This window comes from Sorangium sp. So ce145, from assembly GCF_051525985.1.
GTDB lineage: Bacteria > Myxococcota_A > Polyangia > Polyangiales > Polyangiaceae > Sorangium > Sorangium cellulosum_B.
Genome location: NZ_CP150315.1, coordinates 5,586,651 through 5,601,719, shown reverse-complemented (window position 1 = coordinate 5,601,719; position 15,069 = coordinate 5,586,651). Strand labels below are relative to the sequence as shown.

At 70.4% G+C, this 15,069-nt stretch carries 9 protein-coding genes; 3 read left to right on the top strand and 6 right to left on the bottom strand.

Going from position 1 to position 15,069, the window contains the following annotated elements; genetic code table 11:
* Positions 1 to 59: 59 nt before the first annotated feature.
* Together WMF34_RS20790 and WMF34_RS20785 are read right to left on the bottom strand one after the other, a co-directional pair.
* A complete protein-coding gene (locus tag WMF34_RS20790; protein ID WP_012236644.1) occupies positions 60 to 2,012 on the bottom strand; it encodes an MYXO-CTERM sorting domain-containing protein in 1,953 nt (650 codons plus the stop codon).
* A gap of 264 nt (positions 2,013 to 2,276) precedes the next feature.
* Positions 2,277 to 4,739, bottom strand: a complete 2,463-nt coding sequence (locus tag WMF34_RS20785; protein WP_437994306.1) for a heavy metal translocating P-type ATPase — start codon at positions 4,737 to 4,739, stop codon at positions 2,277 to 2,279.
* A 210-nt stretch (positions 4,740 to 4,949) separates the two neighbouring features.
* Here WMF34_RS20785 and WMF34_RS20780 point away from each other — a divergent pair, with 210 nt between their 5' ends.
* A complete protein-coding gene (locus WMF34_RS20780; protein ID WP_437994305.1) occupies positions 4,950 to 5,570 on the top strand; it encodes a cadmium resistance transporter in 621 nt (206 codons plus the stop codon).
* Positions 5,571 to 5,840: 270 nt separating this feature from the next.
* Here the strand turns inward: WMF34_RS20780 and WMF34_RS20775 are convergent, their stop codons facing one another.
* Entirely contained in the window at positions 5,841 to 6,845 is a 1,005-nt protein-coding gene (locus tag WMF34_RS20775) for a hypothetical protein (RefSeq protein ID WP_437994304.1), read from the bottom strand.
* A gap of 68 nt (positions 6,846 to 6,913) precedes the next feature.
* Positions 6,914 to 8,329: a protein kinase domain-containing protein gene (locus WMF34_RS20770; RefSeq protein ID WP_437994303.1), complete on the bottom strand. Its 1,416-nt coding sequence runs from the start codon at positions 8,327 to 8,329 to the stop codon at positions 6,914 to 6,916.
* Between the two features lie 270 nt (positions 8,330 to 8,599).
* On the opposite strand from WMF34_RS20770, the gene WMF34_RS20765 reads away from it, so the two are divergent.
* Complete coding sequence (locus tag WMF34_RS20765; protein ID WP_157906795.1) at positions 8,600 to 9,400, top strand: hypothetical protein; 801 nt, start codon at positions 8,600 to 8,602, stop codon at positions 9,398 to 9,400.
* Positions 9,401 to 9,483: 83 nt separating this feature from the next.
* Here the strand turns inward: WMF34_RS20765 and WMF34_RS20760 are convergent, their stop codons facing one another.
* Positions 9,484 to 10,869, bottom strand: coding sequence for a glycosyl hydrolase family 18 protein (locus WMF34_RS20760; RefSeq protein WP_437994302.1), 1,386 nt, complete (start codon positions 10,867 to 10,869; stop codon positions 9,484 to 9,486).
* 485 nt (positions 10,870 to 11,354) lie between these two features.
* Positions 11,355 to 12,764 carry a sigma 54-interacting transcriptional regulator gene (locus WMF34_RS20755; RefSeq protein ID WP_012236636.1) on the bottom strand — a complete coding sequence of 470 codons (1,410 nt, stop codon included), beginning with the start codon at positions 12,762 to 12,764 and terminating at the stop codon, positions 11,355 to 11,357.
* A 397-nt stretch (positions 12,765 to 13,161) separates the two neighbouring features.
* Between WMF34_RS20755 and WMF34_RS20750 the strand changes: the two genes are divergently transcribed.
* A complete protein-coding gene (locus WMF34_RS20750) occupies positions 13,162 to 14,808 on the top strand; it encodes a cellulose binding domain-containing protein (RefSeq protein ID WP_437994301.1) in 1,647 nt (548 codons plus the stop codon).
* Positions 14,809 to 15,069 lie beyond the last annotated feature (261 nt).

Genomic DNA, 15,069 nt, shown 5'->3' with positions numbered 1-15,069 from the left:
GAGCGCGGCGCCCCGGCCCGATCGAGGTCGACCGGGCCGGGTGGAGGATCGCGGCGCCGCTACGACCGCGCGCGCCGGCGCCGCCCGAGCACGAGGCCCGCGACGGCCGCCGCGAGGGCGGCGGCGCTGCCCGCGGAGCCCGCCGGGCCAGAGGCGCTGCACCCGGCCGCGGCCGGCGCGACGTTGCCGCCCGTGTCCGCGTCGGCCGACGCCGGCAGCGCGTCCGGCTCGTGCAGATCCCGAGCCCACACGGGCTCATCGAGCACCTCGTCCACGGCGAACGAGGTGGACAGCACCTCGCGCTCGCCGCCCAGGGCCTCTTCCGGCGCGAACTCCGCGCTCCCCGGCGCGGCGAGCTGCGCGACGGCGCCCTGCGCGCTCGAGACCTGGAAGATCGTGTTCCCGATGGTCACATACCAGCTCCCGTCGAGCCAGCGACCGTGCCCGAGAGACGAGCCGATGGTCTCGGGCGCGCTCCCCGCCCGGCCCAGATAGCGCTTGCCGCCGTTCAGGAAGAGGACCTCGCCGGTGTCGCTGATGCCGTCGTGGCCGACCCGGAGCTTCACCTGATCGAACTGGCTCGACGTCGTGAAATCGCTGAGCTGATGCTGCTCTCCGTCGGGAGTCCGCAACCAGACCTGGTTGACGGCGCCGTCGCTCTTCAGGAAGGCGGCGTGGCCCGCGTGAACCAGCAGCCCGGCCGAGGTGCCGGTGATCGAGTCGCCCAGGAACACCTCCTCTCCCTCCGCCGTGTACAGGTAGCTCGAGCTCGTCATGCCGTCCCACCACCGGCCGGCGACGTTCGTCCCGTCGGTGATCGGCCGCTGCAGGTTCCCCTCGTGATCGCCGAGGCGCACCCCGCTCGGCCCGACGATGGCGGAATCCTCGTAGGTGCCGAAATAGACGCCGCCGGAAGGCGTGATGTCGGCCTGGAACGGCGACCTGCTCCCGTCGATGCGCCAGAGGGTCCTGCTCGTCCCCGCCGACAGCGAGGTCGCGACGGCCCAGTCGTCGCTGTACGTCGTCCACACGATGTTGTCGCCGTTCACCGCGTCGAGGCGCGCCGCGCTCGTGATGGTGCGCCGGGCGCCGTTGACCCAGGCGAGGATGTGGCCCGTCGTCGACTGGTGCACGGACCCGGACGGCGTGAGCGCCCCGTAGACCTCGCTGAACGGCAGATCTCCTTGCGGGATGGTCGCGATCCAGGTCACCTGCTGCGTGGCGCGGTCGAAGATCCCGAGGCGCTGGTAGAGGTCCCGGAAGAGGATCCGCGCGGCGTCGAAATCGAGGATGGTGCCAGGCGCGCGCTGGACGGCGGTGAGCCTCGGGCTCCTGTCGACGTAGATGGGGCCGATGGTCCTCGTGATGGTGGGCCCGATGTAGTCGTCCACCTCGATCGTGAGCGTGTACGTTCTACCCGACGGGATCATGCGGCCGTCGTACATCCCCTCCAGTACGTAGAGGTGCCCCGGCACAGGCTGCGGGACGGGAAACCCCGGCTCGGCGAGGAGCTCGTAGCTTCCGTTGTCGGTCTGGAACCTCGCCCGGAGGCTCTTGCACGCGTACGGCGGCGTCGGGATGCACTTCGCGGCGAAGCGCCAGCCGTCGGTGAGGGTGTCGTGCGTGACCACGTTCCATCCGAGCGTCGGAGGCGCGTACCGGTGCACGGTGCCCTGCACGCTCGCCACCTCGCCAAGCGTGCTGTACGCGTGGACCGTCACGACGTGGGGCCCATAGGCGAGCTCGCCCGCGAGCTCGCCGAGGTCGAACGCTCCCTGGAAATGACCCCCTTCCGTCGGCGTGAGCTCGATGGTGAGCCCTTCGAGCTCCGCCTCGACATAGTAGATGTCCTCGGGGGACGACGCCGTTGCGTGCACCGGGATCGTGCTGCTCTCGATGATCACATTGGTCGGCTCGATGAGCCCGACGGTGACGGCGGCATCGGCGGCGTGGGCCGAGAGGGACAGGGCAAAAGCAATGGCTGTGCCAAGTTGCTGGCGATAAGCTCTCATGGATCCTCCGTATTTTGAACGCTTCGGTGCAGTTGCGGCTCCAATCATTCACTCACCGGGTAGCCGCCCTGCGAGCGGGCGTGAAGCGGAGCGACGCGCCGGCGCCCGGGCCGAGCGCTCCGCTGGCGCGATGAGCCGGCTGCTCGGGATAACAGCGCGACGAGCGCGCTGCTCGTCGGCTTCTTGCTTCACCGCGTCGGGCTGCAAAGGCGACAGGAACGCGCCGCTTTTGCTGTGCCCGCCAGCGCGCCGGTGTGTGCCGGTCTACGGCCGACCGAACGCGCGTAGGCGGAGGGAGTTGGTGAGCACCGACACGCTCGACAGCGACATCGCCGCGCTCGCGAGGACGGGCGACAGGAGCCATCCGGTGAACGGGTAGAGCAGGCCCGCCGCGATCGGGATGCCGATCACGTTGTAGATGAACGCCCAGAACAGGTTCTGCCGGATCGTCCGCAGGGTGGCGCGGGCGAGCCCGAGCGCCACGGGCAGGCCCGCGATCCCGCCGCGGATCAGCGCCACGTCCGCGGACGCGACGGCGATGTCCGTGCCGCTGCCCAGGGCGATCCCCACGTCCGCGCCGGCGAGCGCGGGCGCGTCGTTGATGCCGTCGCCGACCATGGCCACCCTGCGGCCGGCTGCCCGCTGGTCGCGGACGATCCTCGCCTTGTCCTCGGGTCTCACCTCCGCGAACACGGCGCGGATGCCGAGCTCATCGGCGACGGCGTGCGCGGCGCCCGCCCGATCCCCGGTCACCATCGCCACCTCGACGCCGAGCTCGTCCATGGCCGCGACGGCGCGGCGCGCCTCCTCGGTGGGCCGATCGGCGACCGCGACGAGGCCCGCGAGCCGCCCGTCGACGGCCACGAACGACGGCGTGCGGCCCAGCGCGGCCAGGCGATCGGCCTCGGTTTCCAGCGCGGCCGTGTCGACGCCCGCCCGCTTCAGCCACGCCGCGGTCCCGATGCGGACGAGGCGCCCCGAGACGCGCGCCTCGATGCCGTGGCCGATCTCCGCGCGGAACGCCGAGGCCGGCTCCATGCCGACCCCGCGGCCGCGGGCGCCCTCGACGATCGCCCGCGCGACCGGGTGCTCGCTCTCGCGCTCGGCGGCCGCCACGAGGCCGAGGAGCGCCGCCTCGCCGTGGCCCGCGAGGTCCACGACGTCCGTGAGCTCGGGCCGACCCGACGTCAGGGTCCCGGTCTTGTCGAGCAGCACCGTGTCGACGCGGCTCGCCGCCTCGAGCGCCGCGCCGCCCTTGACGAGGACGCCGAGCTCCGCGCCGCGCCCTGTCCCGACGGCCACGGCGGCCGGCGTTGCCAGCCCGAGCGCGCACGGGCAGGCGATCACGAGCACGGCGACGAACCGCTCGACCGCGGTGGCGAGCCCCGCGGCGGTCGGGTCGATCGCGAGCCACGCGGCGAAGGCGAGCGACGCGACGCCGAGGACGACGGGCACGAAGACGCCGCTCACCACGTCGGCGAGGCGCGCGATCGGCGCGCGCGACCCCTGCGCCTGCTCGACGGCCTCGACGATGCGAGCGAGCGCGGTGTCCGCGCCGGTCTTCGTGACGCGGAAGACGAGGGCGCCGCTCTGGTTGAGCGTCCCGCCGAGCACGACCGAGCCCGCCGTCTTGTCGACGGGCATGCTCTCGCCGGTGAGCATCGCCTCGTCGACCGCGGACGCGCCGTCGACCACCTCGCCGTCGGTCGCGATGCGCTCGCCGGGCCGCACCCGCACGAGGTCGCCCGGGGCGAGCGACGAGGCGGGCACCTCGTCCTCGGCGTCGCCGCGGACGCGCCGCGCGGTCTTCGGCTGGAGCGCCACGAGCCCGCGCACCGCGTCGGCGAGCCGCTTCCGCGCGCGCGTCTCGAGGAGCTTGCCGAGCAGCACGAAGGTGACGATCGCGGCCGCGGCCTCGAAGTAGACAGGCGGCGCGTGGCCGTGCTCGGCGTGCGGGAAGAGGCCGGGGGCCGCGACCGCGGCGGTCGAGTAGAGCCAGGCGGCGCCGGTCCCGAGGCTCACGAGGGTGTTCATGTCCGCTGCGCGGTGCCGGAGCGCGCTCCACGCCAGGCGAAAGAACCGGCGCCCCGGCCCGAAGACCACGATCGTCGCGAGCGCGAGCGAGAGCCAGCGCGCGAGAGCACCGTCGAACGCCGGGATCGCGCCGTGGGACATGGCCATGGCGAGCAGCGGCGCGGTGAGCAGCGCGGCGATCGCGACGTCGCGCCGGAGCGTCCGCTGCTCCTTTTGCTCGGCCGCATCCATGGCGGCGGCGCGATCGGCCGCGCTCGACTGCGGGCGCGGCGGTGGGACGTCCGCCGTCGCTGCCGGGCGCTCGGGCGCCGTGGAGGTCGCGCGGACGCCGGCGATCGGCGAGGTTGCGGGGCCTCCGTCGGCCTGCGGCGCTGCGGGAAGGCCGGCGGTCGGCGCGGCCTCAGGGAAGCTGGCCGCCGAGGGGACCTCGGGCACCTCGTACCCCGCCTCCACGATGGCGCTGGCGAGCGCGGCCGGCGTTGTCGCCTGCGCGTCGTAGGTGATCGTCGCGCGCCGGGTCACGAGGTTGACGGCCGCATCCTGGACGCCGGGCGCGGCGCGCAGCGCCTTCTCGACGCGGCGCACGCACGCCGCGCAGGTCATGCCCTGGACCGGAAGCTCCGTCCGGGCGCCCTGCGCGGCGGGCGCGGCCTTCGCGCTGGTCTGCTGCACGGGCTGGGGAATCGTCGCCATGGCTTCTCCTTACACGAGCTCGCGGCTCGTCTCCTGTCGCCTGCGCAGACGCGCCGTCGCTCCGATGATTACGGTCTACCCCGGCAGGCCCGGGTGAGCTCCGGCGTCGGCCGGTTCGGAGCGGCGCCCGCGCCCCGCCGAGCGGACGCGAGCCGCGGGAGATGGTACGTCCGTGGGCGCGCCATGGAGCAGATCCTTCCGATTCTCGGGGTGAGCGTTGTCGTGTTCGTGTCCACGAACATCGATGACATCCTCCTTCTCTCGGCGTTCTTCGCGGATCCAGGCTTTACCCCCGCTCAGGTGGTGGCCGGCCAGTTCCTCGGCATCGCGGCGCTCGTGATCGCGAGCGCCGCGTGTGCGCTGCTCGCGGTCCGCGTGCCGGACGGATGGATTGGCCTGCTCGGCCTGGCTCCCCTGGCGCTCGGCCTGCGAGGCCTCTGGGCGCTCTGGCGGGGCTCCAGGGCCAGGGAAGCAGGCGTGGCGAGCGGAGCGGACGAAGCGGACGCAGCGGAGAGCGCGCGCGGGCGCCATGGCAGCAGCGCGTCGCGCTTCAAGGTGATCGCCGTGGCGGGCGTGACCCTCGCGAACGGCGGGGACAACCTTGGCGTTTATATCCCGCTGTTCTCCAGCTCCCCTGCGCACATCCCGCTTCACGCGGCCGTGTTCGCGGTCATGACCGGCGCCTTCTGCGCGTTCGGGCACCGCCTTGTCAACCACCCGATCCTGGGCACGCGCATCCGGCGTTTCGGCCGTGCGGCGCTGCCGTTCGTCTTGATCGGCCTCGGGCTCTGGATCCTGTCCGACGCCCTCGTGCTTGTGCGTGCGGGGTAGCGCCCGGGGGCGCCGTGAGCTCACCTCGGTGAGAGGCGCCAGTTCCACCCACGCGGAGTCGGGCCAGGGATCCGGAGAGAGAATTCAACGCAAAGACGCCAGGAGCGCAAAGGCGCAAGAACGAACTTTGTGCAGGTTTGCCCCTCTGCGCTCGTGGCGTCTTTGCTTCAAATCTCTCTTCGATCGCGAGACAGATCCCTGGCAGGACTGCTCCGCGGCGCCGAACCGTTGCGCCGGCTCATGGGCCCGCGGCGGCGCGCGCGAGCCGCGTCACCAGCGGCCGCGCACCACGACGCCGCCACCGGCCTGGCCCGCCGTCAGCTCCCAGCTCACCTCGGGCGACGGCTGGCGGCGCGGGGATGGCTCCAGGAGGAAGAGCAGCGCCGACGCGCCGGCGAGCGCCACGCCGGCGCCGAAGCCGACCGTGCTCACCAGCCCAAGCTGCTTCGCGCGGTTGCCAGCGTCGAGCCCGTCGGGCTTGCATCGCGCCCGGCCTGGGCTCACGTCCCTGCAGTTGTCGGCCGCGACGCCGCTCGCGTCGAGCGCCATCCACCCGGTCACCGATCCGACGATCAGCCCGGCCACGCCGAGCCCGCCCGCCACATAGGTGGCCACGCGCAGGCCGCTGGGCCCCTGATCCGGCGCCGGCGCCGGCGCCGGCGGCGCGGCGGGCGGCGGCCTGACGGCCGCCGGGGACTTCACCTCGAGCACGATCGCCTTCGACTCCGACCGGTCGATCGTGAATCGCGTCTCGGTCGCGGGCCCTCCCGGCGCCTGCGTCGTCACGACGTGCTCTCCGGGATCGACGGGGAGCGCGACGCCGAGCGAGGGTTGCTCCAGCGTCATGCCGTCGCACTGCACGCGCGTCTCCGCCGGCGCGCCCGGAGGCAGCGACAGCGTGAGCTGCGGCACGAGCGGCGCGAGCGCGCTGCGCTGCCCGAGCGCGATCTTGCGTCGCGCCGACTGCTTGTCCCGCTCGGCCTCACTCATGCGATCGACCATCGCGAGATAGTCGTTGTAGCGCGCGACCGCGGTCGCGATACGCCCCCATTTGGCCTCGCACTCGGCGAGCGTGAATAGCCGCCCCGGGCGGGGATCGAGGCGCTGGCTTTCGGCGAGGGCAGGGCAGCCGGTCTCGTACCGGCCTGCCAGCATGTCGGCGAGCCCGCGGTCGAAGTGCGATTCCGCGACGGCGAGCGCCTGCGCGCTGGCCGGCGCTGCGACGGCGACGCCCAGCACGCCGAGGCAGATGGACCGGAACCAGGAGAAGCGCATACGTGAGCCGCCAAATACCATCGTTCCCGCTCGCTGCTGGCAAAGGAGTGTCCGCCCTGCCATCGTGCTCAGTCCGGCTTGTACAGCAGCTCAGGGCTCGTCTCTGCGGCCGACGGAGCTGGCGCGAGCCTGCGCCGTGAGCCGAGCGCTGGCGGCGGCGACGTGTTCGCCGCCCCCGTCGCGGGGGCGAGCGCGCGGCTGCCCTTGCCCAGCGGCACGGAGACCTCGGGCGCGGGCGTCGCCACGCCCGGCGCTGTGGCTGTCGCCGAGGCGTCGGGGAGAGGCGGCGTCGGATGGGCTTCAGGGGGCGCGGAGGCGGGCGAGCGCGCGTCCCCCGCGGTCTGCGCGGGCTCCGCGTTCCCGTCGGCGGGGAGCGCGCCGCGGCTCAGCGAGGCGAAGGCGCCAACGCCGCCGCCGAGGAGGACGAGCACCGCGACGGTGATCGCGGCTCGGCTCCGTTCCTTCGTGGGGGGCAGCGCGGTCACCACGGCCGCGGTCGGGAGCTGGACGTCGCTCGGCAGCGACAAGGAGCGGGAGCTCAGGGGGCCATGTCCACTCGGCGTCTCCGCGGGGAGCAGGCGCGATGATCGCACCGGCGCGGCGGGCAGGTCGAAGACCTCGGCGAGCGCCTCGACTGCGGCCGAAGCGGTGGCGAAACGCGCCTCGGGGGCGCGGGCCGTCACCTTGGTGAACCACGCGTCGAAGGCCGGAGGCAGCTTCACCCCCTCGGCGTCCGCGCGCGTGGACGCGGGCTCCTGCGGGCCGTTCACGGCGAGCGCCGCGAAAGCGAGCGCACTGTCGTACTTCCGCCTGTCGTTCAGCCAGTACGCCTTGCCGACGAGGAGCGTGTACGCGATCATGCCGAGGGCGAAGATGTCCGCAGCTCGCGAGACCGACTCGCCGCTGAATTGCTCGGGCGCCATGTAGAGCGGCGTGCCGAGGACCGCCGTCGCCGCCGAGTCCGTCGCCGTTTCGACCACGAGCTTGGCAATGCCGAAGTCGAGCACCTTGATCCGGGGCGCCCCGTCGTCGGTCTCGGCCAGGAACAGGTTGGCTGGCTTGAGGTCTCGGTGGACGACCCCGGCGGCGTGTGTCTTGTCGAGGGCGATGGCCGTCTGGCGCAGGAAGGCGACGGCCTCTTCCGGCGGCAGGCGCCCGGCGTGGCGGAGGCGCTCGTCGAGCAGCGTGCCGCGGAGCAGCTCCATCACGAGGAACGGCTTGCCGGTCTCGGCGTCGATCCCGGCGTCGAACACCTCCACGATGTGGTCGCTCTCGATGCGCGCGGCGACGCGCGCCTCCAGCTTGAACCGGGCCTGGAACTCGGGGTTGCCGGCGAGGTGCGAGTGCATCACCTTGAGCGCCCGCCGGCGCTCCGTCTCGATGTGCAGAACCTCGTAGACCGCGCCCATCGCGCCGCTGGCGATTCCGCGCACCACGCGGTACCTGCCAGCAAACAGCATCCCGTCGTCCAGACTCAGCGACATGGGTTCCACCAGCAGGCAAACTTATACACCAGCGTACGCGACGCCTGCACTCAGGAACTGACGGATCGAAGCGCGATTTACAGTGTTCCAGTAAAGATCTAGGGCGCGCTCCGTCGGTCTGCGCCATCGCGCGGCGGAATGGCCGGTGGTCGCTCGCTGACTGAACGGTGACAGCCGTGCTACTTGATGGGGGCATCATTCCATTTCGGCGGCCAACCTCGTATCTTCCGCGACCAAAACCTCTCGAAATTTCACATGAAAATGAAGACGATGCTGGCTTTCGCTCGGTGCGCCGGCGGATGTGCCATGGCGCTGCTCGGGCTCGGATGTGCGCAGATCTTCGGCTTCGACAAGGTCTACGAGCCCGAGGACCCGAGCGCCGGAGGCGGCGGCGCAGCGGGCTCAGCGGCCGGGAGCGGCGGCGGCGCGGGGAATCCATGCGAGATCCTCGCGGTGCTGCCCGGGGAGACCCTCGCCCTGTCGATGATCGACGACATGGAAGACGGAGATACCCGGATCTCCGGAGGGGACGGGGCGAACCCTTGGGCAGGGTTCTGGTTCGAGGACAACGACGAGTCACCCGAAGGAAGGCAGGATCCAGCGGACCCGGCGGACCTCGTGAGCACCCTCGACCCGCCGCGCGGCGCCAGCAAAAAGGCCGTGCACACGAGCGCCGATGACGGCTTCATCCTCTGGGGAGCCGGCGTCGGCTTCCATCTGGACGACGAGGGCTACTACGACGCATCCGAGTACCGTGGCCTCACGTTCTGGGCCCGCGCCGAGGAGGGCTCCACCAGGAAAATGAAGGTGATGTTCATCGATCAGCAGACCTATCACCTGGGGGGCATCTGCAACGAGGCTGAGGAGGGATGCAACAATCACTTCCACAAGCCCGTCATGCTGGAGAGCGAGTGGAAGCACTTCAAGATTCCGGTGGAGTGCCTCAAGCAGGAGCCCTACGGTAAACAGTTGCTGGCGCCCGCCCTGGAGCGGCTCTGGGCCATCGAGTTCTTCTTCGACAAGGAGCTGGCGTTCGATATCTGGATCGACGACGTCGCCTTCTACCGATAGGCGCAGACCTCCTTCCATCGAGGGGAGCGCGCGCTGCCCGCGATCGGCGGGCGGAACTGCCGCGCGCTCCGCCCGATTCCGGTTCAGTCCGTGACGAGAGGTCCCACGCCGTTGGCGAACTGCCACCCGAGGCTCTCGTCGATGTGGATCTGCCAGTCGAACACCCCGCGGAGCGTCGGGTGGTTGCTCTCGACTTCATTCCACGTGGGGATCGCCTCGTCGATCGACATGTAGTATGGCTGGTCCCAGATCCCGAACCCCACGACGACGTGCTCCGGACCGAGCAGCGAGACCCACTCGTTCACGCTGTTCACGATGTACCACTGCTGGTCCAGGTCGGGGCCATCGTAGTACTGCGGTGCCGCGTAGTCCATGGCGCCGGCGTCCACCATCTCTTTGCAAAACGTCTTGTCGCGGTCGTTCCAGGGGGCCGGAGGCGCGGTGATGATGAAGCCGGGGAAGCGCTGCTTCAGCTCCTTGCTGATCCAGATCATCTCGGAGGTGTCGGGGGCCTGATCGGCCTCGAAGGTGTTCCAGTCGATGCCGTCGAACCCACCCAGGCTGTCGTAGATCCCGACCACGCTCTCGACGAACGTCTCCGACTTCGCGCGCGTCGGGAAGCTCATGCCATTGCCGGCCCCGCCGATGGAGAGGATGATCTTGCGACCTTGGTTCGTCCGTGCGTACTGGATGTCGGCGTTCAGGTTCGTCGCCGCTCCCCTGCCATCCCTGGGCGCCTTCCATTCGACGGCGCCCGTGGTGCCGGGCGATCCTCCCACGGGCGTCGCGGCGAAGAGATAGATCACATTATAATTGCTGTTGATGTGCCGGATGCGGACGGGCGCTTCCGTCCAGTTGGGGTAATAGCCAGCGACGACCTTCGCGGGGAGCCCACCGCCCGCGCTGGGGCTGCCGCCGTCGCCGGGGCTGCCGCCGTCGCCGGGGCTGCCGCCGTCGCCGGGGCTGCCGCTGCAGCCGGAGTACGGCTCCCAGAAGTACGTGCTGACCGTCGGGATGTAGCCGGGATTGTCGTACTCGGCGATGTAGGCCGACCCCTGGTAATTCACGATGTCCCCCGCGTAATACCACTGACCCTCCTGCCATTGCGGATAGTCGCACGAGCCTTCGGTGGGCTCGGTGGGCTCGGTGGGCTCGGTAGGCTCGGTGGGCTCGGTGCTGCCGCTGCAGTCGGAATACGGCTCCCAGAAGTACGTGCTGACCGTCGGGATGTAGCCGGGATTGTCGTACTCGGCGATGTAGGCCGACCCCTGGTAATTCACGATGTCCCCCGCGTAGTACCACTGACCCTCCTGCCACTCCGGAATGTCTGCGCACACGGAAGATTCGTTCTGAGCCGCGTCGATCTCGCCCTCCGGCGACACGGAAGCAAGGCATCCGAGCCCGCTCATGGTGATGGCGACGAGGAGAAGCGACAGCTCAGGAGCAATGGCAGTGCGATGGAGAGACATGGTAACCTTCCTTTGACTAGAGACGAACGATCGCCGACGGTTGCCTCGCCCGATGCAGCATTCGCCAATCTGCACTCAGGCGCCGCGGGGCCGTGACTCACCGCTGGGGCTCGACCGCGATCACCCTCCGTGGATGAGGCCCATCGTGGTACCGAGCGAGGCCAGGTCGTCGTAGCCCGCTGATGCAGGCCGGAAGAGCAAACGACGTACCAGTCGTGGCGATGGCCCCGACGATCGGCGCAAGGAGCCGCGGCAGCGCATCCTGAGCTCTTGCTGGAGCCGATCTAGAGCCGACGCACCGCGATCGCGCCCGGATAGCCGGGCGAGCGCGGGGGGTGATCGGAGCGATCGCGGCGCGATCGCCCCGATCGCGGGCGAGGGAATTCTCGGATCGCCCCCGGCAATCCGGAGCTCTCGGGCCGCCCGGAGCTCATCCGCGACCTACCGCGCGCCTGCCGCCAGCTGGACGCCGGCGCTGCAGGACGTCAGGTGGCTCGCCGGGCGCGCAGGATCTGGAAGTACCGCCGCGCGATGCCCGACGCGGCCGCCGCGCTCCGGACGTTGCCCCCGTGCTGGGCGAGGACGCGCTCCACGTAGCGCCGCTCGAAGTGCTCGACGACCCGCTCCCGCGCGCGCGGGAGGGGCAGGTTGAGCGCGAGGATCTCCTCGATGACGTCGTCGGCTGTCCCGGGCTCCGTGCCTCCGCGCGCGCCTGCAGGTGTGGAGGCCGGGGCCGGCGCGCCCGGGGAGGCCAGTCCGGCCCGGGTGATCTCGATCGGCGCGTCCTCGCCGAGCGCCACGCGCCGCGCCACGGCGTTGTAGAGCTCGCGCACGTTGCCCGGCCAGTCGTAGTCTTCCAGCCGCTCGCCGAACCCCTGAGGGAAGAGCGCGCCGCGGCCCGCGAGCTGCCGAAAGAAGTGGTGCGCGAGCACCGTGACGTCGCCCCGCCGCTTGCGCAGCGGCGGCAGCTCGATCCGGGCCACCGCGAGCCGGAAAAACAGATCGTCCCGGAACCGACCCGCCTGGATCTCCCGCTCGAGATCGCGCCGCGTCGCCGCGAGCACCCGGATGTCCACGCGGATCCAGCGGTTCGAGCCGACGCGCTGCACCTCCGATCGCTGGATCGCGCGCAGCAGCTTGGCCTGCAGGCTGAGGTCGAGATCGCCGATCTCGTCGAGCAGCAGCGTGCCGCCGTGCGCCTCCTCGAAGACGCCGCGGCGTGCCTCGTTCGCGCCGGTGAAGGCGCCGCGCTCGTGCCCGAAGAGCGCCGACTCCACGAGCGTCGGCGGCACCGCGGTGCAGTCGAAGACAACGAACGGCCCGGCCGCCCGCGGCCCCTGCTCGTGGAGCGCCTCCGCGAGCACCTCCTTGCCGGTCCCCGTCTCGCCCTCGATGACGACGGGGACGCTCGAGGCCGCGATGCGCTCGCACAGCGGATAGAGCCGCCGCATCTCCTCGCTGGCGCCGAGCAGTCTGCCGAACTGCACGGCGGGCGACAGCTCGGCCGCCTGCGTGACGCCGAGCGCCTCGACGCGGAGCACGGTCTCGCCGATCCGGACGAGCTCGCTGCCCTGGAGGTACGCGTCGCCGACGCGGATCCCCTGGACGAAGGTGCCGTTCGTCGATCCGAGGTCGGTGACGCGGAGCCGGGCGCCGGCGAGCTCGAAGGCCGCGTGGCGGCGCGAAACGAGCCGGTCGGTGAGGGGGATGTCGCAGGCGGGGCTCGTGCCGGCGAGCACGCGCGAGGGCAGCCCCGGCGCCACCGTGAACCGGCGGCCCTCGTCCGGGCCCGCCATGACGGAGAGGGCGAAGCTCTCGGCCGCGGCCGCGGCGGGGCGCACCGGCCCGGGCAGGAGTTCGGTGGAGGCGGCATCGTCGTCGCTCAACGGAGGCATGCTGCCATCTCAGCAGGCCTCCGCGCCGACGTCACGTGAGGCCGATCGCGCCCAAAGGATCGCCGGGATCGCCCTCGTACGCACTCCCGGTAATGATCCGTTGAACTGTCGCCTCGAAGCCCGATCCGGCGCTGCGCAGCGCTGGCACGCGCCGTGCTTGAACTTGAAGACGGCCGTCGCGCCCAGACCGGGCGACAGCGGATCGGCCCGACAACGACAGCGGGCGCCGCTCGACACGAGGCTCGGAGTCGACCGCGGCCCGGCGACGTCGCGCGACGCGGGCGTGAAAGGAGCACGATTGACGATCATGAACTCGAACTATCTACATGCTGTCGAGCCGATGAGGCCGGCTGGCCGGCGCACACGTGTGACGCTCCTCGAAAGGATGGCCGAGCTCTTGCGGGCTCGCGCCCTCCGCCTCGCGTGCTTGAGCCTCTTCGTCGCGCTCTCGACCTGCGGTCACTCGAGCGGTAGTTTCGCCGGGACGACCGACTTTACCGTCCAGTACAGCAACTATGACGCCGCCGCGCCGAACGACACCATCGTCGAGGCCGGGATAAAAATTCGCAACAACACCGCTGCCTCGATACCGCTGAGCAGCATCGTCCTACGCTACTGGTTCACGAAAAACGGCGCGACGACGGTGACCCCGGCGTGCTGGTGGTGGAGCTCGGGCTGCAGCCGAATCACGCTGACAACCGGGACAGTGTCCTATACGGGCGCCGATCGTTACGTGCAGATCGGCTTCACCAGCGCCGCCGGAAGCCTGGCTGCGGGGGCGACGACCCAGCCGATCGACCTCGGGATCGAGTTCGACACGAACGTCGTCGAGACCGACGATTACTCGTATGGAAACCAGACGGCCTTCTCCGACTTCAGCCGTATCACCGTGCACGACGCCGGCTCCGCGCCCACGGGCGGCCTGCGCAGCGGTACGCCGCCGAGCGGCAGCGTGTCGCCGCCTCGGGCGCCGATCTCCCTGAAGGCCACGGCGTCGAGTGCGAGCGCGATCTCCCTGAGCTGGGCGGCGAGCAGCGGCGCGACAAGCTATGACGTCTACCGATCGACCACGTCGGGCTTCACGCCTGGCACGGGAAACCAGATCGCCAGCGGCGTCACCTCTACCAGCCATGACAGCACCGGCCTGGCCGCGTCGACCACCTACTATTACAAGGTCACGGCGCTGAACGCGGGCGGTGCGTCTGCAGCCTCCAATCAGGCGAGCGCGACGACCCGGGCCGGCAGCGCGGCCACGGCCGAGTTCTTCGACGATTTCAGCTACAACGGGACCAGCGACGCCAACTTCACGAGCTGGTGGTCGGTGCGGAGCTGGTCGGGGGCGCCAGGGGTGAGCGGTGCTTCGTGGCTGGAATCCAACGTTTCGCTGGTCGCTGACCCGCAGAGCTCCACGAACAAGCTGATGCGCCTCAAGGCGAGCACGAGCGGCACCGGAGCGACCACCTCGCAGGCCGAGGTGATCACCAATGCCCAGAAGTTCCGCTTCGGCACCTACGCTGCCAGGGTCAAGTTCAACGACACCCCGCTGTCCGGCACCCGTTTTTACGCCGACAAGCCCGTCGAGACCTTCTTCACCTTGACCGAATGGGCCGTCGGCGACCCGGACTACTCGGAGCAGGATTTCGAGTACATGCCCAACGGCGGCTGGGGCCAGGGCAACACGAACACGATGTGGCTGACCTCGTGGGAGACGTCGGACGTGAACATCTCGAGCTTGGTCTCCGCGAACTTCAACGGATTTCACACGCTCGTTCTCCAGGTTACCAGCACGTCCATCAGCTATTACATCGATGGGGTGCATCGCGCGACGCACAGTTCCATGTACGTTCCAGAGGTGGATCAGTTCATCTTCTTCAACCTCTGGTACGATGAGCTCGATGCCGCAAAGGGCAGCTCGCGGACATACCACGAGGATGTCGACTGGGTCTACTTCGCCGAGGACGCGATCCTGTCGTCCGCCGAGGTCGACGCGAAGATAGCTAACTTCCGCTCTTCGTCGATTCTCCGTCGAGACACGGTGCCTTAGGCCGGAGATCGCCTTCTTCGGATGCAGGCCCACCTCGGCGTTCTCGGTGCTCGGCGTACAGGGGTCTCAGGACCCTGGATGTCTCACGTGGATGGCCGAACCGGTTCTGCAGATCGCGGGAGGGGCTGTCGCGCCGGCGCTCGTCACCGCGCCGGTGAGCCTGTCGAGCAGCCCATGGAACGGGATGTTTGCGCGGGTCTGGAAACTTCTGCCCGATGCGGCGAGCCGACGACGAGCTCTCCTTCCAGCGGTTCGCCTCCC

Coding starts and splice junctions, on each gene's coding strand:
- WMF34_RS20760 (WP_437994302.1), bottom strand. CDS start 10,869: ATGTCTCTCCATCGCACTGCCATTGCTCCTGAGCTGTCGCTTCTCCTC.
- WMF34_RS20755 (WP_012236636.1), bottom strand. CDS start 12,764: ATGCCTCCGTTGAGCGACGACGATGCCGCCTCCACCGAACTCCTGCCC.
- WMF34_RS20785 (WP_437994306.1), bottom strand. CDS start 4,739: ATGGCGACGATTCCCCAGCCCGTGCAGCAGACCAGCGCGAAGGCCGCG.
- WMF34_RS20790 (WP_012236644.1), bottom strand. CDS start 2,012: ATGAGAGCTTATCGCCAGCAACTTGGCACAGCCATTGCTTTTGCCCTG.
- WMF34_RS20770 (WP_437994303.1), bottom strand. CDS start 8,329: ATGTCGCTGAGTCTGGACGACGGGATGCTGTTTGCTGGCAGGTACCGC.
- WMF34_RS20765 (WP_157906795.1), top strand. CDS start 8,600: ATGCTGGCTTTCGCTCGGTGCGCCGGCGGATGTGCCATGGCGCTGCTC.
- WMF34_RS20775 (WP_437994304.1), bottom strand. CDS start 6,845: ATGCGCTTCTCCTGGTTCCGGTCCATCTGCCTCGGCGTGCTGGGCGTC.